The organism is Acidobacteriota bacterium (assembly GCA_016196065.1).
Taxonomy (GTDB): domain Bacteria; phylum Acidobacteriota; class Terriglobia; order Terriglobales; family Acidobacteriaceae; genus Acidiflorens.
Map to the genome: position 1 here is coordinate 457,486 of JACPYL010000012.1, position 19,432 is coordinate 476,917.

Below are 19,432 nucleotides of genomic sequence, written 5' to 3' on the forward strand. Positions count from 1 at the left end.
CCGCACTTTTCTTTACGGCCTCACCGGACTAGCTGCTGCGGCCTTGGCTCCGCGCTCGCTCTGGGCGGCCGATCCGCCTCGCCTGCCCTTTCACCTGACCGACGTCACGAACTCCGCCGGCATCCGCTTCCGCCATCACAGCGGCGCGTTCGGAGGAAAGTTCCTGCCTGAGACTCTCGGCTCGGGCTGCGCCTTCTTTGACTACGACGGCGACGGCTGGCAGGACATTCTCCTCGTCAACGGCACCGACTGGCCCGGGCATGGCACGGCGCGGCCGACGCTGCAGCTCTACCGCAACAACCGCAACGGCACGTTCACCGACGTGACGCATGCCGCCGGCCTCGACGCTCCGGATCTTTACGGAATGGGCGTTGCGGTCGGCGACTACAACAACGACGGTTTTCCCGACATCCTCGTCACCTGCGTCGGCCAGAACCGGCTTTTTCGAAATACCGGGAAAGGCACATTCGTCGATGTCACGAAATCCTCGGGCCTCGGGAACCGCCTGGCGTTCAGCACGTCGGCGCTCTGGTTTGACTACGATCGCGATGGCCATCTTGATCTGTTCGTCTGCAACTATGTGAAGTGGTCCGCCGACCACGACGTGTTTTGCAGTCTCGACGGCAAGCACAAGTCCTACTGCACGCCCGAAGCCTATCGCGGACAAACCTGTTGGCTCTTCCACAATCGCGGCGACGGCACGTTCGAAGATGTCACCGCAACCAGCGGAATTTTCGACAGCAGTTCGAAATCACTCGGTGTTGCGCTGCTCGATTACGACCAGGACGGCTGGCCTGATCTGGTCGTCGCCAACGACACGCAGCCCAACAAGCTCTATCGCAACAATCGCAATGGGACGTTCAAGGAAGTCGCCGTCGACGCCGGCGTTGCTTTCAGCACGGACGGCAAAGCCCGCGCCGGCATGGGAGTTGACGCCGCCGATTTTACCAACAGCGGCGTGCAGGGCATCGCCATCACAAACTTCGATAACGAAATGCTCGGACTCTTCCGCGCCAACGGCAAGGGATCCTATGACGACATTGCCGTTCCAGCCGGCGTCGGATCACCCACCAAGAACATGCTGGGCTTCGGATGCGTATTCGCGGATTTCGATCTCGACGGAGCGCTCGATCTCGCGCTCGCCAATGGACACATCGATGAAACCGTTAGAAACATTCGCGGCAACGTCGGATACGCGCAGCCTCCGCAACTTTTTGTGAATCAAGGCAAGGGAATTTTTCGCGATGCCACGGTGGAAGTGGGTTCTGATTTCAGTCAACCGAAAGTCGGACGTGGCCTTGCCTATGGAGATTTCGATGGCGATGGCGACGTCGATCTTCTCCTCACCACTAACAATGGCCCCGCATATCTTTTCCGCAACGATCGTGCCGGCGATGCAAAGAGCGCAAATCTGAGTCTGCGGTTGCGCCTGGTCGGTACCCAATCCAATCGCGACGCGATCGGAGCGATCGTGCGTCTCGAGAGCGGCGGCGTCACACAAACGAGAATGGTGAAGAGCGGATCCAGCTACTTGTCGCAATCAGAATTACCCCTGACCTTTGGCTTGGGCCGGCGAGATCAGGCCGAGAGAATTGTCGTGCAATGGCCAAACGGACGGGTCGAAGAATTCCGCAATTGGAAGGGCGGAACCTCATATCAATGCGTTGAATCCAAAGGCGTTACAACTCTCTCCAATTTCTAGTATTTTTACAGTATTGTGCCATTTCTGCGATCTCGCTAGATTACATTCAATTCGCATCGCTCTCATAGCACCCCACACGCGCTTTGAGAAAGATCCACCCGGCGGCATCCGCAATGCCGCCGGGTTCTTTTTTGCCCCTTTCTGATTCGAAATGCTTGTTTTCCCCTAACAGACTAGAACGGTCGTAACCTGTTACCTGCTTACCAGTCATTGACTTGGGATAGTGGACAAGGTACTTTCGCGTTATCTCTCCTTTCATCAAAGGACGAACACTTGGCGCGGAAGATACTGCTCGCCGATGACAGCGTTACAGCCCAGAACATGGGCCGAAAGATCCTGACTGACGCCGGGTACGACGTCGTCACGGTGAACAACGGATCTGCGGCCCTAAAGAGGGTTGCCGAGCAGAAGCCAGACCTCATCGTGCTGGACGTCTACATGCCCGGCTACAGTGGCCTGGAAGTATGTGTCCGCCTTAAGGACGCGCCTGAGACCGCCCGTATCCCTATCCTGTTGACCGTAGGTAAGTTGGAGCCTTTTAAGCCCGAGGAAGCTACCCGCGTCCGCGCTGACGCTTTCATCGTAAAGCCCTTCGAAGCCAGCGAACTTCTCAGTGCATTAACGCGCCTGGAAGATCGCATGGTTCCTGCCCAGTCGGACGGCTCGCGATTCAGCGGATCGGTTTCGGGCGTCGAGCGTTTCAGTGGTAGTGATCCCTCAGCCAGGAAATCCGAAGAGGACACCGATAGCGGATGGAAGAATCGTCTCCGGTTTCCTTCCAAGAAAAAGAAGGAAGAACCAGAACCAGAGCCCGAACCCGATTTCGTTACACCATCGAGCTTCCGCGATTTTCGGCGAGGCAATGGCAAGGCTCCCGCCGGCAGTTCTCCTTTCCCGCTCAGCACGGCGCCCGCCGCGAATCAGGAACCCGGCCTGGTGCCCGACATTCCACGCGACATCACGCCCGAAGAATTGGACGCGCTCAGCGAACTGGTCGCGAAACTTGACGGAGTTCCCGCGCCAGAACAAGTGGCGCCGATCGGCGAAAAAATTGGCCCGTCCGAGTCCGCCTCCGCGCAAGCTCCGGAAGCAGTAGCCCAGCAAGAAGCTGCGGATACAGCTCCGGCAGCAAAGACCGAACCTGAATTTGCAGTCGCCGCTCCGGAAGTCACTAAGGAACTCGAAGTTGTCGCGCCCGCTGCGGAAGCTGCCAGGAGCGAAACCGAAACTGTTGCCACCGAGAGTGTCGCGCCTGCAGTAGAAACGCCGGCGCCGGTAGCTGAGGCTGCGCCCACTGAGGTGCCTGCTCCCGAAGTGGTTTACCAGACCGAAGCTGCTGTTGCACAGGAACCCGCTCCGATCGATCGCGATGACGAGCCGAAGTTTGCATCGGCCGTCGACGCAACACCGCCAGCCGAGTCCGCCGAAGTCCCTACGGAAGCCGCCGCGCACGAATCATCCACACCGGTCGTTGAAATACCTGCTGTAGAGACGGTTTCCGAAGCAGCAGTGGCAAGCCAGACCGACGAGAGCGCGAAGGCGGAAGACTCATCCCGCATCGACGAATCCGTTCCGGCGATCGCGCCCGCTGCTGCCGAAACTGGCAGCGCAGACGCATCGTCGCCCAGCGCTGAGGAATTGGCGGAAGCCTTACGGCTTCTGACGCCGTCGCAAAGCCCATCTGTGCCGCAAACCTTGGCGGAAGCGGGGGCAGCGCTGGCCGATGAACTCTCGCGGGGAGCGAGCGGCCACTGGGTCGCAGAGTCTGTGTCGCTCAGTCCGGAAGAAGAAGCAGCATCACTCGAAGCCGAGATGTTCCGCACGTTTTCGCAGGGAAGCGGTCAGCCAGCCGCAGCAACTCCAGCCAGTGAAGCTCCTGCTGAGATGGCGGTCGAAGCCGCCCCCACAGCGGTGGAGGAAAATCCGGCGACGACCGCAGCCGGGAACGCCGTGGCTTCTACGGTGCAGGAGCAGGTTGAGGCGCCCGCGAAACAGGAAGACGCCGCGCAAGAACCCGTCGAAGCCACTACCTTCGCGGATGCGGTGAGCGCCAATCGCGAAGACGAAGACAAGAACGAACGCAAAGGCGAGGACGATCAGGCTGTCGCGGCGGTCGCCGCATCCGAGCACAACGGTTCGGCAGTGGCAAACACGCACCACGAAGATTCCATTTCAGAAAACGGTCCGGGGGGAGAGGAAGCCATGGGTAAGGAAACGAAGGGCAAGGGCGGAAAGTCCAACTGGCATCAAATCCGCTCTGGAGCGCCGGCGGCAAACGATGCTGTCGAAGCAGCGAAGCAATCCGAAGAAGCGCCCAAGACCATGGCCGCTGCAGCCTCGGCGGAGAACGGATCTGAAGCCAGTAACATCGCCAGCATCGTCGATAGCGTGCTGGCTGATTTGCGTCCGAAGATTGTCGAAGAGATTGCCAAGCAGCTGTCTAAGAAGTAAGCCGGCTTGAACCGCAACTGAGAGCTGGCAGCTCTCGACTATCCAACCGAATCTAGTCGCTGCAGCAATACCGCAACCTGCGCAATCGCCGCGTTGTCCGTCCCGATGCCTTCAGGCGTTTTTGCTTTGATCCCTACGCAGTCTCCGGGAATTCCGCATAACTCCGACACATGCTTTCGCAGTGCGCCTGCGTGTGGGCCAATCTTCGGTGCGGCCAGGATCAACGTGGAATCCAGATTGACCAACGCATAGCCCGCCTCTGCCACCCGTTTCAAAGCTTCGCGCAAGAAGACCGCAGAGTCTGCTCCCTTCCATTGCGGATCAGACGGTGGAAAGAGCGAACCGATATCGGGCCCAGCGATTGCGCCCAAGAGCGCATCCGTGATGGCATGCAGCAAGACGTCGCCGTCGGAATGGCCGCCCAGGCCCTTGTCATAGGGCAGGGAAAGGCCGCCGATCATGAGCGGAATACCAGCTTTGAACTCATGCGAGTCCCAGCCAAAACCGATGCGCATTTCAGGTTGCATAAATTCGAGTGATTGGTGATTAGTGGTAAGCAGAAACGTCATGTCCTTTGACTCACCACTAATCACAAATCACTAGCCACTGCTCTTTAAATAGAATTCCGCCAGTTCCATATCCGCCGGCGTGGTGATTTTCAAATTACGAGGTGTTCCCATGACGACTGCCACCGGATGTCCGGACCGTTCGATCAGGGATGCTTCATCCGTTCCTACAAAGCCATCCGCCGCGGCATCGTCGAAAGCCTGCTTCAGAATGTCGTAGCGAATTCCTTGCGGAGTTTGCGCCATGACAACGCTCGCGCGCGGAATCGTTGCTTTGATCAACGCACCGTCCGAAGTACGCTCCACTTGTTTGACAGTGTCGACCGCCGGCGTTCCAGCAATCGCGGCGCCATGTTTCCCGGTTGCGGCGATCACCTCGCTGATGATTTCGGAGGTCACCAGAGGACGCACTCCATCATGTACGAGCACCACATCACTCGGATCGGCAGCAATCGCCGCCAGCGCGTTGGCGACGGAGTCTTGACGGTGTTCGCCGCCTTCTACCATCTGCAGGCGCTTCTTCAATATCTCCGGATATTCCTTTTCGAGCTGGGCGCGGAAGCCGGCAATTTCATTCTTCCGCAGCGCGATCACGATCTCATACACCTCCGGGCACTCCGCAAATCGCCGCAGCGTATGGACCAGGATCGGGATGCCGCCCAATTCCTTGAATTGCTTGGATGGCGTTTTCTTTTTCGACTTGGTTGCCGCAGGGGGGGCCATGCGCGTGCCCAGTCCGGCCGCCGGAACAATGACAAACACCTTCATAATCGGGGTTCAGTATAAGAGGGTGTGCGGGAAAGTATCAAATGAGCGCCAGCCCAAAGTCGGCCATCATCGATGGCAAGTCGCTTTTCTCTCTCTTAGATCTCGCAGTCCTGCGTCAAGCGTAGTGCCGAAGGGCGAACGACGATCGACCAACGACCGGTCTTGTCATTCGTTCGGATGCTCCGCCAGCAGCGGCGAAACCTTCTTCCCAGGATCCGAAATTGGCCCGTTCGTTCCTGCCGAAGAGATCGGGGGGGCCACCTGCACACCAGCTTTCGAATCATGACGTGCGCCTGCCCGTTCGTCCCATTTCCCAAAGATCATCTTCCCGGCAGTTGTCTGCAATACCGACGTTACGGCGATGTCGACAGTCTTGCCGATCATCTTGCGCGCGTTGTCGACCACAACCATCGTGCCGTCGTCGAGATAGGCGACGCCCTGGTTGTATTCTTTTCCTTCTTTCAGGATGAACACCCGCATCGCCTCGCCAGGCAGCACGATCGGTTTCAGGGAATTCGCCAGCTCGTTGATATTCAGCACGGCGACGCCCTGCAGTTGCGCGACTTTATTCAGATTGAAATCGTTGGTGATGATCTTGCCTTCGTAGAGTTTCGCTAGCTCGATCAACTTCATGTCGACTTCGCGGACCGAAGGGAAATCGTCTTCCACGATCTGAATCTGCAGGGAAGCGGTCTTCTGCAGGCGTTGCAGGATATCGAGGCCGCGGCGTCCACGATTTCGCTTGAGCGAGTCCGCGGAGTCGGCTACCAGTTGCAGTTCACGCAACACGAACTGCGGAATCACGATGATGCCGTCAAGGAAACCAGTTTCGGCGATATCGGAAATGCGGCCGTCGATGATGACGCTGGTGTCGAGGATCTTGTAACTCTTCTTGCCCGATTTCTCGCCGCCGAAAATACCACCCAGTGCAGCCAGGTTGAGGAGGTCGCCCTTGTTGGCGCCGACCGCCAGGCCTACATAGGCCATGATCAGCATCACCAGAATCTGGAGGAAGCTCTGGGTCGGGCTCGATGGAATGCTGTTGCGGATGACGAGCGCGAAAAGATAGGCGCCGACGATCCCGAGAATGCTGCCGATTGCCGCCCCGATGAGCCGTTTCAGGCTCATGACGCGCAGGCGCCACTCGAAGACAATAATGGCGCAGCCAATCAGAAGCCCGACCGCTGCGTCCAGATTCGAAGGCAATCCAAACGGTTGGATCCGGAAGCAGGTGAAGCCTACAAAGAGAACAAATGAAAGCCGTATAAGTATGACGTCCACGGATCGACCTCCCCGGGCGAAGGTGCCGTCGAAACGACTCCCGTCCCGCGCCAGCGATCCAGGGTGAAAATGAAAATAGGCCCTGTCCGCCAACGTTCTAATACGGGGCGATTATGAGATATGAAACGGTGCCCCGTTTTCCGGCGCAAGGCCGGAGCCCAACCAACAACTACGGCGAGCAGTATATACCCGAAAACCAGCACTTAGCACTGAGCCATCCGCCTCTGGCCAAACCAAAGTAAACCCAAGCCCTGGCCCGCCAAATTGGTCGAATGGGTGGGCTTTTGGCTAAATGCTAATGGCTGAGCGTTCCATCTCACATCCCGTCGTAGTTAGGCCCACCGCCACCTTCCGGCGGAACCCACGTGATGATCTGGTATGGATCCTGAATATCGCAGGTCTTGCAGTGGACGCAGTTGGCCGCGTTCAGGCTGATCCGTTTACCGTTTGGCGTACTCGAATCGTCGAGCATTTCATAGACATTTGCGGGGCAGAAATTCTGGCAAGGGCTGCCAAACTCTTTCACGCAACGCTCGTTGCAGATGTTCGTGTCGTGAATTACCAGGTGCGCCGGCTGATCCTCTTCATGCTTCGTACCCGAGTGATACAAGTCGGTGAGTTTGTCGAATGTCAGCTTGCCGTCGCCTTTCGCGGGACCAACCATGTGCGCCGCCGGTCCACCGTCGGGCAACAGATTCGCCAGCGGCTTCATGCGCTCGTATCCAGGATGTGACGGGACGCGGTTGCGCAACCCGCCATCGAAAAATTCCTGCAATCCCGCGTTGAACATACCGGGGAGCATGCCCTTCTCAAATCCCTGATGGAAGTTGCGGACGGGCCACAATTCGTCTTTGATCCAACTCGTATCGACGCGCCGCGTGAGCTTGCCAAGCGTAGCCGCGGACGAATCGTTCTTCACCAATGCTTCGAACGCCGTCTCCGCCGCCAGCATGCCGCTCTTGATGGCAAGGTGAATTCCCTTCAGGCGGGCCGAATTCAGGAAGCCAGCCGAATCGCCGACGATCATCCAACCCTCGCCGCCGAGTGGCGGCAGTGACCACCATCCGCCATAGGGCAAAGACTTCGCGCCGTAGCGGATCATTTTCCCGCCATGGAGCAAGTCGGCGACAAATGGATGCTGCTTGAAGGACTGCAGAACATGCTGTGGATCCAGACGCGGATCCTGATAATCCAGCCCGGTCACATATCCGAGCGAAACGACGTTGTCCGCCGCGCCATACATCCACGAACCGCCGTATTCCTTCGTGGTCAGCGGGTAGCCCAGCGTGAGGATCACTTCGCCGGGCCGAATCCTCCCGGATGGCACCTCCCACAGTTCTTTCACTCCCACGCCGTAGGTCTGCGGGTTACGGTCCTTCAATAGGTCGAATTTCTGGGTGAGCTGTTTCGTCAGCGATCCGCGTGTGCCCTCGGCCAGCACCACGACTTTCGCTTTCACGTCGTAGCCGGGCTCGAAATTTGATTTCTGCTGGTTCTGTTTGTCGACTCCCTTATCGTCGGTGCGCACGCCGACCACGCGATTGCCTTCGTACAAAAGTTCCGATCCGGCAAACCCGGTGAAGACCGTGATGCCCGCTTCTTCCACTTTTCCGGCCAGCCACTTCACAAACCTGTTGATGGAAATCACGTAGTTACCGTGATCCTGCAACGGAGGAGGCACGAGCGGAAGCTTGAAGTGCTTTTCTTTCGTCAGGAAATAAACGGCTTCCTTACTTACCGTCGGTCCAAGCGGAGCGTCCTTTTCGAATCCCGGCAGCAACTCCTTCATCGATCGCGGATCGAGAATCGCGCCCGACAGGCAATGCTGTCCCGCTTCGCGCGCCTTCTCAAGCAAGTAGATATTTTCTTTCGAAAGCGGCGCCTCGGGGTGCCGCGCATTGTGATCGTCAATCAATTGCGAGAGCCGGAGCGCGCACGCCATCCCTGCCGGGCCTCCGCCGACAATGACGACATCGGCTGGCATCTCGGGATGGTCGATGTTGGGGAGAGGTTTGCGGAAGATCAGCATGGTGCACTTCCCTTAGTCTGGAACTGTGTTTACCGCGGATCGGCGCAGATTTCACGGATTCTTGCGGGAAACTATCCATGATAATCGCAAACCCGGCCTAGCGCCTTCGGATTGGCGGTAGTAGCCCAGCGGTGGAAACTTTGACCGCGCGCCCGGTGTCTGATCTCTCCATGAGGCCCAGCTGGACACTTCGGCAGTTACTCGCCCTCTTGCGCGGGCTGGCGATCATGGTTGCGCTGTTCTGGGTACTGATCCTGTTCCAGCTCGGCCCGGCATTCGTTCGCGGAGGTTTCACCGCCCTCCGCGACCAGATCGTGCGCGTCGCGACCGCCGGCGTTCCCCCGGATCACTGGGACATTGCCATCACCAGAATGTATGAAGCCCTGGGCGCGATCGCCATCGTGGGATTGTTCCTGTACAAAGCCCAGCGCTACCTCGGAAGAAAACTCTCGTCGCAGCGCGAATCCTGGAATCGACCCTAGCCAAGATTTCCTCCGTGACCTCTGTGCCCTCCGTGGTCAAGCTTCTTGCGAACGGCGGCACAAAAGCGCGCGACCACCAAGCGGCGCCCCTGCTACCATCGCCTGAGATGCTGGAGCCATCCACTCCCGTTCAGTTTGTCAAAGGGATTGGTCCGCGCCTCGCCGAAGTCCTGGCCGCCAAGGGCTTGAATACGGTGGACGACCTGCTCCACTACCTGCCCTTCCGTTACGAAGATCGCCTGAACCCGCGCTCAGTGGCCGAACTTCGCGCCGGCGAGATGGCTACGGTGATTGCCGAAGTCCGCAACTCAGGCTTGTTCCGCACGCGACGCATGCCGATTTTCCAACTTACTGTTGGACAGGGGCGCAATCGCCTCAAGTGTCTCTGGTTCAACGGAACGTATTTGCGCGACCGTTTTCAGGCTGGCCAGATGGTCGCCCTCTACGGGAAGGTCGAGCAGGATCGCGAAGGCGAACTGCAGATCATGCAGCCGCAGTTTGAAATTCTCGGCGACATCAATGAAGAAGGCGGCGCTGACGATGCGGAGAAAAAAGCCGCCGCGTCGCTCGAAATCGGACGCATTGTTCCCATTTACGAATCCACCGGACAAGGCAAACTCACGCCTCGCTGGTTTCGCCGCAGCATTCGCTGGGCGCTCGACAATCTTGGGCCCGACACTTCCGATCCGATCCCGCCCGCGGTACGTGCCCATCTCAGCCTGATCGGACATCGCGAAGCGCTCGAAAAAGTTCACTGGCCCGATCCGGGCGAAAGTTTCAGCGATCTTCTGTCTTCCCGCACACCGGCGCACATCCGCCTGATTTTCGATGAACTGTTTTTCGTTGAACTCGGTCTCGAATTGAAGCGTCGCGAACAACGAGCGCGCACCGGGATTGCGTTTGCGCCTACCGCCGACGTGCGGGAGGCCATCAAGAAAGTGTTGCCCTTCCATCCGACCGCCGCGCAAAAGCGCGTCCTTAAGGAAATTGCCACGGATATGCAGGCGCCTTTCCCGATGCGGCGACTCCTCCAGGGAGATGTTGGTTCCGGCAAGACGATCGTTGCTTTTCAGGCTGCGATCATTGCCATCGAAAATGGATATCAAGTCGCGCTCATGGCGCCGACCGAAATCCTCGCCCAGCAACATTATTTTTCTGCGAGGCAGATTCTCGAAAAAGCTGGCTACAACATCGTGCTGCTGACGGGCTCGCTCGAACAGGACACGAAGCGCAACATCCGTCGCCACATTGCGCAAGGCAATGCGCAGCTCGCCATCGGAACGCACGCGCTAATTCAGGAAGGCGTTGAGTTCGAAAGTCTTGGCCTGGTGATCGTCGACGAGCAGCATCGCTTCGGCGTCATGCAGCGCTTGAAACTAATGCAGAAGTCCGAGGAAGAACGTGTGGGGACAGGTCTGCGACCTGTCCAAGCCGAGCGAAGCTCGGCACCCGCCGAACCGGATGTCCTGGTCATGACCGCCACCCCCATCCCGCGCACGCTGGCCCTCACCCTCTACGGAGACCTCGACGTATCCGACCTCGATGAACTCCCTCCCGGCCGCACGCCCGTCGTCACCCGCGCCGTCACCGACGAACGCGCTCCGGAAGTCTGGGACTTCGTTCGCAAACAGATCACTGCTGGACATCAGGCGTACGTCGTTTATCCGGTGATCGAAGAGAACGAAGAACGCGAGCTGAAAGCCGCGCAACAGATGTTCCGCCAGTTGCGCGACAAGACTTTTTCCAACCTTCACGTCGGCCTGCTGCACGGACGGCTCGATCCCGAAGAAAAAGAACATGTCATGCGGGAATTCCAGAAGGGCGAAATCAACGTGTTGGTCGCGACCACGGTAATCGAAGTTGGCGTCGACGTGGCGAACGCGGCCATCATGGTGATCGAGCACGCCGACCGCTTCGGCCTGGCGCAACTCCACCAGCTTCGCGGACGCATTGGGCGCGGCGCCGCCAAGTCGTATTGCATCCTGATGTACGGCGGGAAAGTTTCCGAAGAAGGCCAGCGCCGCCTCGATGCCATGGTTCGCACCACCGACGGCTTTCAGATCGCCGAACTCGACCTCGAACTGCGCGGTCCCGGGGAATTTTTCGGTACGAAGCAGGCAGGCATTCCTAGTTTTCGCGTCGCGAATATCATCCGCGACCGGCAATTGCTGGAAGCCGCCAAACTTGAGGCCGCGTTTGTGTTGTCGGGACCGAATGCAGAAATCTCGCAGGCAGAAATCGACCGCGCGCTGAAGCACATGCGGACACGCTGGGCGTTGAGTTATGGGTTGGTGGAGGTGGGATAGTGAGCCGCGGCAAGCCGCGTCTCTACATTTAGGTGTTGGATGGAATGAGAGTTCGCACCTGCGCCAATAACTTCGCGCCCGCCTCCCCTGCATCATCCTTGGAGAACGCATCTCCCAGATCGACGAACGGTACTCCCGGACAACATCCTGCAAAAATCTCGCCCGCTGTTTTGCCACGGGCGGATAACTTCGCATTTGCAAGAATCAACTTCGGCGCGCGCGCTTTCATCAGCACCTGCGAGTCGACCAGATTGCTGGCCGTAATCGGACGCAGGCTCTCCTTCTTCAGTAACTCGGACAGATAGGCCAGCACGTCAGCAGACGGATCCACGCACAACACCGCCGGGCGCGATTGATCCGCAGGAGCACCCGCCGTAGGCCTTTGCGCCTGCAATGCCGCAAGGATGGCATCATCCTCCGTCTCATAAAGGCGGAAGACGTTGTGCAGGTTCGTCATCGTCAGTGCCTTGCGCATCATCGCCGGACACTGGCAGATCGTCACGTCGCCACCCGCTGCCCGAGCCGCGGACATCAATCGGACAATGGTCCCCAACCCGCTGCTGTCGATGAAAGTCACCTCGGCGGTTTGCAGAACAATGTGGGGCTGGTGCTCTAATTCCTTGCGGACGATCTCGTGCAGGGTGTCCACTTCCGGTCCCACAACAATTCGACCCGCACACTGCAGGACGAGAACTTCGCCGACCCAGCGCGACTTGAGTTGCAGATTCACGATGCGAGCTACAGGGAAGGCCCACGTAGCTCCGGCATTATAGCCCCCGCTTCAGTGAATCCTTGATTGCGAGCCGGTTACTCCGCCCACTATCACGGAAGTGTGCCGGTGAGCTTCACTTCGTCAATGAGTCCGATGAAGTTCCTGCGGAACTGGCCCTTGTCGCTCCCGCCAAAGTTCGCCGCGCCGACTTGAAAACCGGCGTTCCCGATAGTGGGCGCGCCGAAGTTCTTGAGCGCGAGTTTCCCTTCGTTCTTGCCATTCACGATCAGACTGACATGCGTGGTCAGCCCGTCTGCCGAGGTGGTGTACTTCAACGACACTTTGTACCAGAAGCCCAGTGGCGAAGTATCGGCGCTGGTGATAAAGAAAACGCCCCCTGACTTACAGACTCCGCCAACAAATTTCTTTTGCGCGGATACGTAATAGATCCCATACGTCGTGAGACACGTTCCCGAGCCGTTGGAAATGACCTTACCGGCAATGAGGTCTCCGAATTGATCCGCGTCGGTCCCGCCGGTTGGCATGGCGTACAGGGACAGCGTGAAGTTCTTGACCTGATTGAGGTACGGGGCGTTGGCCTGAGTTTGAGCGAGCGTGATGTAGTCTACGTCCGCCATGCCGTTGAGGGAAAAGGGCTTTCCGCCTTGCGGCACATCGGAAGTGTAGGTCAGGCCACCGGTCACGACTCCGTTGAAGCCAAACGGGCCGCTGTCGACCGCGTTGGCCACTGGCGCTCCGTTGGGCCCGGTGCTGAAGCGATACCGCAGGATGGTGGCCTGGGTCGCTGCATACGAGAGCGTCGGCAAAATCAGTATCAAGGCAAATTTCACGATCGTGGTCCGCATGACGGCAAGTCCTCCTGAAGACTGCTTTGGTTCGTCGAAAAGCCGGTTTCGTGGCAAACTGTAACCAAGCTGGTTGCTGCAGTCTTTACCGATTTCTTAAGTACTCCTTAAATTCCTGGCGCGGTATCAGTCATGAACGACTTGCACGGCACGACCTTCGTTTTTCCTCCCTTCCGCATGGACCCAAACCGGCGTCTGCTGTTTTGTGAGGAGCGCCTGCTCTCGTTGACTCCCAAAGAGTTCGACACGCTTCTGGTTCTGGTCGAAGCCGCGGGTGCGGTGGTGAATAAGGAAATGCTGATTGCCCGCGTCTGGCCCGACAGTTACGTGGGGGATGGCAGCCTGGCGCGAAACATTTCCGTGCTGCGTAAGAGCATGGGGGCAGAGGTGATTGAGACCGTTCCCCGCCGCGGATACCGCCTGACTGTTCCCGTCACGCAGGCACTTGCGGCGTCCGCGCCGGCCGCTTCTGATCCGCCGGAAGCAGGGCAGGTCGAGCCGCCACCGGTGAAAACGGCCGGCTCGCGCTGGGGCAGTCTCCGTCTCAGGATTGGCCTGGCGGTTGCCGCCACCTTCGTCGTCGGCGCCATCATTTTCGCGGGCCGCTATTCCGTAGTCCGACGCGCCAGCGCAGGCTCCGAAGCAGGACACTCCGGACCGATCCATTCGTTAGTCATCGAGAAAGTGGGTGGCGTCGACCCGCTCGACGAAGGCTTCACCATGTTCACGCTCGCGCCGCATGAGGAGACTTCGCTGCAGAGCCCGGGACACTTCGGATATGACCGTTTAAGGCTGGCCTCGACCGATCAGTTTCTCTTCTATCGGACGTTGAGCGATGCCGAGAAGGATTTCGCGTTCAGTCACGACTGGAAACTGACCTGCGTTTGCGCCGTGAACCAGGGCGCCGTCGTTGCCATGATCGATTTCGGCAGATACAAGGGCGCGATGCGTTTCGACATCGTGCTCCTGCAAGAAGGCGACAGGTATTTTGTGGCCCTTACCAAGCAGATTTCACCCGACTTCCAGTGGGAACAGAAGCTCGAGTTCGCCGGTGTGGCCGACGTGGTGAACCCGCACACCTATGAGCTTCGTTATGACCACTTGCGACAGGCAGCCAGTCTGTGGATCGATGGGAACGAGGCGGCATCAGGCTATCGAGGCCATCGTCAGTTTCGCGAGAACACCGGCCTCAACTTTGGAACGGTGCGCTATCTCGCCAGTGCCCAGGCGGAGGGCGTTTTTCGTACTGTGCGCTTCGAGGCGTACTGAGCCATCGCCCATCGAGTCGGAATTTTAGCCCTCTAATCTCCTTCTGATATCATCGCGAATGAAGCCGGGTGACCCGGTGGAATCGAGTTTGTTGAAGGAGTCGCACTCATGGATACGCCCGCCCTGCCTATGGGCTCACGTCGCAATGAAGACATCGCGCTCGACCTCATGAAATTTGTGGCCATGACGACCGGCTATGGCAAGACTACGGGCACCGGAGTGGGCTTCCAGGGCGGTGGCGCTGCCTCCAAGCCCGAGGATTACGCGGATCATCTCCTGGAACTGTATGGCAAGTGCCTGAAGGCGGTCGGCGGCAAATAGATTGCGGGCATTCAGAACTATGTATTCAGTCAATGAAAGAGTCGAAAAGCTCTTGAAAGGCTGATAGGTGGGTGCTGAATGCGGTACCCTGCAGTAACCTCTTGTGCTGGAACCCCTTCGTTGACAACGCTGTTGCGGCTACGCTAACATAGACATCTTTGGAAGTCCTGCGGTTGCCCGCCTGAACGCTCTCGCGCCTTCTGCGTGGAATGATGGGGCACTCAGCGGTCTTCGTTGCGTTCTTTAATTCTAGGGAGAATTCAGATGTCTACCTATTTCCCCAAAGAGGGGGAAATCGTTCGCAAGTGGTTTGTCGTGGACGCTGCCGGGCAGCCTCTCGGCCGTCTCGCGTCGAAAGTCGCTCGCATTTTGATCGGCAAAGAGAATCCGCAGTACACGCCCTTTATTGACACGGGCGACCACGTCATCGTGATCAATGCTGAGCAGGTGAAGATTACCGGCATGAAAGCCGAGCAGACCTCGTATCACCATTACACCGGGTATCCCGGCGGCATGCGCTCTGAAGTTTTGAAGAAGCGCCTGGTCCGCAAGCCGGAGTTGGTGATCGAAGATGCGGTTTCGCGCATGCTTCCCAAGAACAAACTCGGCAAGCAGATGTTCACCAAGCTGAATGTGTACAAAGGCGACAAGCACCCGCACCAGGCGCAAAAGCCGCAAGCGAAAGTGCTGGCGTAAGGAAGCTGCTAGCTTCTGGCTACTAGCTTCTAGCAAGCAAAGTTTCGAACAAGAATTCTGGAAAGGGTTGATCGGCCATAGCGACTCGCTTCGCAACTCAGTTTGCTAGAAGCCAGTAGCTAGTAGCCAGAAGCGAAATCATGGCAGAGACAGTTCAATACTACGGAACCGGCCGCCGCAAGACGGCGATTGCGCGTGTGTTTCTTCGTCCCGGCAGCGGGGAATTCAAGGTTAACGGCAAAGCGTTCGACGAATATTTCGTGACGCCTTCGCAGCGTTCGAGTGCCAAGTCGCCGCTCGCCCTCACCGAAACCGCCGCTACCTTTAATGTGCTCGCCAATGTGTCCGGCGGCGGCGTGGCCGGTCAGGCTGACGCGGTTCGTCTTGGGATCACTCGTGCGCTCATGCTCTTCAACGCCGAGTTGCGAAAACAGCTCAAGGCGAGCGGCATGGTGACGCGTGATCCACGTCAGAAAGAGCGTAAGAAGTACGGACAGAAGGGCGCACGCAAGCGCTTCCAGTTCAGCAAGCGTTAAGTCGCGTCGTTCGTCCTTCGCAGTTCGCACCTTTCGCCGTAGCGAAGGACGAATAGCGAACGACAGGTTTAGTTTTTTTGCTGAAGGCTGATCGCCGACAGCTGGTTGTTAAATTCATCCCCCCACCTCCCCCGAGATGGGGTGGACGGGAATGGCAATCCGGAAAAGCAGTGCCCGTGCAAGGCAACTGGCAACCGATTCCGGATGTAGACCAAATGAGGAGGTTAATTGGCTAACATCACCATGAAGGAATTGCTCGAAGCAGGTGTTCACTTCGGGCATCAGACCAAGCGCTGGAATCCCCGGATGAAGGAATACATATTCGGCGAGCGCAACGGGATCTACATCATCGACCTGCAGAAGACGCTGAAGATGTTCAAGGAAGCGTCGAAATTCGTGCAGGATCTGGCCGTAGCAGGCCGCGTCATCCTCTTCGTTGGCACCAAGCGCCAGGCGCAGGACGCCATCGCCGAAGAGGCGCAGCGATGCTCGATGTTCTACGTGAACCAGCGCTGGCTGGGTGGACTGCTGACCAACTGGGTCACCGTTCAGAAGTCAGTCAAGCGGCTCAAAGAACTCGACGACATGGCCACCGATGGCCGTTACGATCTGCTGCCGAAAAAAGAAGTCATCAAGCTCGAACGCGAGCGCAAGCATCTCCAGGCCAACCTTGCCGGCATCAAAAATATGTCGCGGTTGCCGGATGCGATCTTCGTCATCGACTCGAACAAGGAACAGATCGCGGTACGTGAAGCCCGCAAGCTGGGCATCCCCGTGGTCGCCGTGGTCGACACGAATTGCGATCCGAGCGAAGTGGATTACGTCATTCCCGGAAACGACGACGCGCTCCGCGCGATCCGTCTGTTCACCTCGAAGATCGCTGAGTCGATCGCCGAGGGCGTCAACCTGATGAGCGACAAGCACCTGGCCGAATTGCAGGCCGTGGCTAGTCCCGAGCCGGTTGCCGGAGAGGTCGCCCCCGAAGAAGTTGCGGAAGCGGCTCCTGCTTTGTCGGCTGAGGCCGCCGAAGAAATCCGCATGGAAGACGTGTTGGGCGCGGGTACGCGCAAACGTCAGACCGTCGCAACCGAAGATATTGACGAGTTACAGGCCGAAACACGCCGGTTCTAGCTGCACAGCATTTGCGGAAGAGTTCTTGTGGAAGAGCGGGCCTTCAGGCCCGCGTGGAAGCAAGCCTGACAAGGGCTTTGGCCCCTGAGGAAATCTGACCCGCGGCTACTCCGGCGCGGGTCAAGCTTTATAGAAAGCAGTTTCCGGTTTCCGTTTCATCGTTTCTGGAGCCCCCCAGCATCGCTCGAGACAGGAAACCAGGAACAAGAAATGGAAGATACGGAATGAGCACTACTATGGCAAATATTTCTGCTGCCCAAGTGAAAGAACTCCGCGAAAAGACCGGAGCTCCCATGATGGACTGCAAACACGCGCTGACCGAAGCCAAGGGCAACCTGGAAGATGCAGTCGTCCTGTTGCGTAAGAAGGGTGTATCGGTTGCAGCCAAGAAGGCGACTCGTGTGACCAGTGAAGGATCGGTCGGACACTACATTCACGCTGGTGGCAAGATCGGCGTCCTAGTGGAAGTGAATTGCGAGAGCGATTTCGTCGCCCGCACCGATGACTTCAAGGAATTGGTCCACGACATCGCCATGCATATCACGGCGAGCGATCCGAGGTACGTCCGCAAAGAGGACGTGACCAAGGCAGATTTCGATCGCGAGAAGGAAATCTTCCTCGATCAGGCCATCAAGAGTGGCAAGCCTGCGAACATCGCCGAAAAAATGGTCACCGGCAAGATGGAAAAGTTCTACGAAGAAGTCTGCCTGCTTGAGCAGCCCTTCATCAAGGACCAGACCATCTCCATCGCACAGCTGATCGCCGCGAAAATCGGCAAACTTGGAGAGAACATCTCTGTGCGCCGTTTTGCCCGCTTCAAGGTGGGTGAGGCGACCGCAACCGTAGCATTCACCACCGTCAAAACCGACGACGGTGAAGGCGACGCACCCGTCGCCAAATAGGCGGACAATTCAGGGGCGCTTCGGCGCCCCTTTTGATTTATGCTCTGTGGGCGGCGAGCCACGGGCTTTGAGCTTCGGGCAACCCGCGTACCGGTTGCTCGAAGCTCAAAGCTCGTAGCACGAAGCCTGGGTAACTGAGAACTCTCTTCATGCCGACTCCAATTTTCAAACGCATCCTGCTCAAGATCTCCGGTGAAGCCCTGGCAGCCCGGCAGGGATTCGGCGTTGATACCGCCCGCATCCACGAAGTCGCCGCCGAGTTGGCGGACGTTCACAGCCTCGGCATACAGATCGCGATTGTGGTTGGCGGTGGCAACTTCTTCCGCGGCGTCGCCGATCAGGCCAAAGACATGGACCGCGTTTCCGCCGATCACATGGGCATGCTCGCCACGGTCATCAATGCGCTGGCTTTGCAGGACGCGCTCGAAAAACAGAATGTCTACACCCGCGTGATGTCCGCCATCGAAATGAATCAGGTCGCGGAACCATTTATCCGGCGCCGCGCCATGCGCCACCTGGAAAAAGGGAGAGTTGTCATCTTCGCCGGAGGCACCGGCAATCCCTATTTTTCGACTGACACTGCTGCGTCACTGCGCGCCATGGAAATCAAGGCCGAAGTCATCATCAAAGCCACCAAGGTCGACGGCATCTACGACGCCGATCCGATGATCGTGAAAGACGCCACGAAATTCGAACACATCACGTATATGGACGTCCTGAAGAAGGGCCTGAAAGTCATGGACTCCACCGCCATCTCTCTCTGCAAGGACAACAACCTGCCCATCGTCATCTTCAACCTCAACCAGCATGGAAACATCCGGAAAGTTGTGTTGGGCGAGAAGATCGGATCAATGGTCAGCGCGTAGGAGATCTTCGTGCTGGTCTGCAGGAAAGCTCCGTGGTGCGGTGAGCGTGTCAATCCCGCTAGGAAAAGAAATCCCATTCTACTCAGTTGCTCCTTCCTCTTTCTTCTAGCCGCGATTCTCGTACTTACGGCTTGCGACGCGTATACCTCGGCTCACGGGACTGTCTCCGACAACCTAGGACGGCCGGTGCCCGATGCGTCAGTACGCTTGACTGCTCTGAAGACGGGTCATACCAAGGAGACAAAATCAGATCAGGACGGCTCTTTTAGAGCGGAAATAGTCCACGGCTGGTTCGCGGGAAGGTTTCAGCTCATTGTGTCCAAGCAGGGATACTCAACCTACCAACAAGAAGTTCGGCCCAAGACAAGTTCAAATTTCAACGTTATTCTCACGCCAGTGTCAAAATGACGGAGATCTCTCTCACGAGAAGATCTTGTCGGGGTGATTCTTGTGGCTTGATTTAGCGCGTGGCTCGAAGCACGTAGCTCGCAGCCGGGTCCAGGTTTATAATCTACAGTTTTGATAGCTAGCATTTCCCGGAGCCCAGA

18 protein-coding genes are annotated in these 19,432 nt (G+C 57.9%); 12 read left to right on the forward strand and 6 right to left on the reverse strand.

The window, feature by feature from the left end:
• The first annotated feature begins 43 nt into the window (after nucleotides 1-43).
• Together HY010_14210 and HY010_14215 are read left to right on the forward strand one after the other, a co-directional pair.
• A complete protein-coding gene (locus HY010_14210; protein MBI3476883.1) occupies nucleotides 44-1,702 on the forward strand; it encodes a CRTAC1 family protein in 1,659 nt (552 codons plus the stop codon).
• A 273-nt stretch (nucleotides 1,703-1,975) separates the two neighbouring features.
• Nucleotides 1,976-4,153 (forward strand): response regulator, encoded by a 2,178-nt coding sequence (locus HY010_14215; GenBank protein MBI3476884.1) that lies wholly within the window; start codon nucleotides 1,976-1,978, stop codon nucleotides 4,151-4,153.
• 38 nt (nucleotides 4,154-4,191) lie between these two features.
• On the opposite strand, the gene ispF is transcribed toward HY010_14215, so the two are convergent.
• The 4 genes from ispF to HY010_14235 all read right to left on the reverse strand — a co-directional run bounded on the left by ispF (nucleotide 4,192) and on the right by HY010_14235 (nucleotide 8,752).
• A complete protein-coding gene (gene ispF, locus HY010_14220) occupies nucleotides 4,192-4,668 on the reverse strand; it encodes a 2-C-methyl-D-erythritol 2,4-cyclodiphosphate synthase (protein MBI3476885.1) in 477 nt (158 codons plus the stop codon).
• A gap of 84 nt (nucleotides 4,669-4,752) precedes the next feature.
• The gene (ispD, locus tag HY010_14225; GenBank protein ID MBI3476886.1) at nucleotides 4,753-5,487 is read right to left on the reverse strand and encodes a 2-C-methyl-D-erythritol 4-phosphate cytidylyltransferase; all 735 of its coding nucleotides are present in this window, start codon (nucleotides 5,485-5,487) and stop codon (nucleotides 4,753-4,755) included.
• Between the two features lie 165 nt (nucleotides 5,488-5,652).
• The gene (locus HY010_14230; GenBank protein ID MBI3476887.1) at nucleotides 5,653-6,768 is read right to left on the reverse strand and encodes a TRAM domain-containing protein; all 1,116 of its coding nucleotides are present in this window, start codon (nucleotides 6,766-6,768) and stop codon (nucleotides 5,653-5,655) included.
• Nucleotides 6,769-7,084: 316 nt separating this feature from the next.
• On the reverse strand, nucleotides 7,085-8,752 hold the full coding sequence (locus HY010_14235; GenBank protein ID MBI3476888.1) for an electron transfer flavoprotein-ubiquinone oxidoreductase: 1,668 nt from the start codon (nucleotides 8,750-8,752) through the stop codon (nucleotides 7,085-7,087).
• A gap of 215 nt (nucleotides 8,753-8,967) precedes the next feature.
• Between HY010_14235 and HY010_14240 the strand changes: the two genes are divergently transcribed.
• Nucleotides 8,968-9,279, forward strand: a complete 312-nt coding sequence (locus HY010_14240) for a hypothetical protein (protein ID MBI3476889.1) — start codon at nucleotides 8,968-8,970, stop codon at nucleotides 9,277-9,279.
• A gap of 107 nt (nucleotides 9,280-9,386) precedes the next feature.
• Nucleotides 9,387-11,585 carry an ATP-dependent DNA helicase RecG gene (gene recG / locus HY010_14245; protein MBI3476890.1) on the forward strand — a complete coding sequence of 733 codons (2,199 nt, stop codon included), beginning with the start codon at nucleotides 9,387-9,389 and terminating at the stop codon, nucleotides 11,583-11,585.
• A 28-nt stretch (nucleotides 11,586-11,613) separates the two neighbouring features.
• Here recG and HY010_14250 read toward each other — a convergent pair whose 3' ends face one another.
• Together HY010_14250 and HY010_14255 are read right to left on the reverse strand one after the other, a co-directional pair.
• Nucleotides 11,614-12,315: an STAS domain-containing protein gene (locus HY010_14250; protein MBI3476891.1), complete on the reverse strand. Its 702-nt coding sequence runs from the start codon at nucleotides 12,313-12,315 to the stop codon at nucleotides 11,614-11,616.
• A 92-nt stretch (nucleotides 12,316-12,407) separates the two neighbouring features.
• A complete protein-coding gene (locus tag HY010_14255; protein ID MBI3476892.1) occupies nucleotides 12,408-13,163 on the reverse strand; it encodes a hypothetical protein in 756 nt (251 codons plus the stop codon).
• Nucleotides 13,164-13,295: 132 nt separating this feature from the next.
• Here HY010_14255 and HY010_14260 point away from each other — a divergent pair, with 132 nt between their 5' ends.
• The 8 genes from HY010_14260 to HY010_14295 all read left to right on the forward strand — a co-directional run bounded on the left by HY010_14260 (nucleotide 13,296) and on the right by HY010_14295 (nucleotide 19,292).
• A complete protein-coding gene (locus HY010_14260) occupies nucleotides 13,296-14,432 on the forward strand; it encodes a transcriptional regulator (protein MBI3476893.1) in 1,137 nt (378 codons plus the stop codon).
• Between the two features lie 108 nt (nucleotides 14,433-14,540).
• The gene (locus tag HY010_14265; GenBank protein MBI3476894.1) at nucleotides 14,541-14,753 is read left to right on the forward strand and encodes a hypothetical protein; all 213 of its coding nucleotides are present in this window, start codon (nucleotides 14,541-14,543) and stop codon (nucleotides 14,751-14,753) included.
• Between the two features lie 264 nt (nucleotides 14,754-15,017).
• Nucleotides 15,018-15,449 carry a 50S ribosomal protein L13 gene (gene rplM, locus HY010_14270; protein ID MBI3476895.1) on the forward strand — a complete coding sequence of 144 codons (432 nt, stop codon included), beginning with the start codon at nucleotides 15,018-15,020 and terminating at the stop codon, nucleotides 15,447-15,449.
• Nucleotides 15,450-15,589: 140 nt separating this feature from the next.
• A complete protein-coding gene (gene rpsI, locus HY010_14275; protein MBI3476896.1) occupies nucleotides 15,590-15,985 on the forward strand; it encodes a 30S ribosomal protein S9 in 396 nt (131 codons plus the stop codon).
• Between the two features lie 228 nt (nucleotides 15,986-16,213).
• Entirely contained in the window at nucleotides 16,214-17,116 is a 903-nt protein-coding gene (gene rpsB / locus HY010_14280; protein MBI3476897.1) for a 30S ribosomal protein S2, read from the forward strand.
• Between the two features lie 224 nt (nucleotides 17,117-17,340).
• The gene (tsf, locus tag HY010_14285) at nucleotides 17,341-18,018 is read left to right on the forward strand and encodes a translation elongation factor Ts (GenBank protein MBI3476898.1); all 678 of its coding nucleotides are present in this window, start codon (nucleotides 17,341-17,343) and stop codon (nucleotides 18,016-18,018) included.
• 149 nt (nucleotides 18,019-18,167) lie between these two features.
• A complete protein-coding gene (locus HY010_14290) occupies nucleotides 18,168-18,884 on the forward strand; it encodes a UMP kinase (GenBank protein ID MBI3476899.1) in 717 nt (238 codons plus the stop codon).
• 186 nt (nucleotides 18,885-19,070) lie between these two features.
• Complete coding sequence (locus tag HY010_14295; GenBank protein ID MBI3476900.1) at nucleotides 19,071-19,292, forward strand: carboxypeptidase regulatory-like domain-containing protein; 222 nt, start codon at nucleotides 19,071-19,073, stop codon at nucleotides 19,290-19,292.
• Nucleotides 19,293-19,432: the final 140 nt, after the last annotated feature.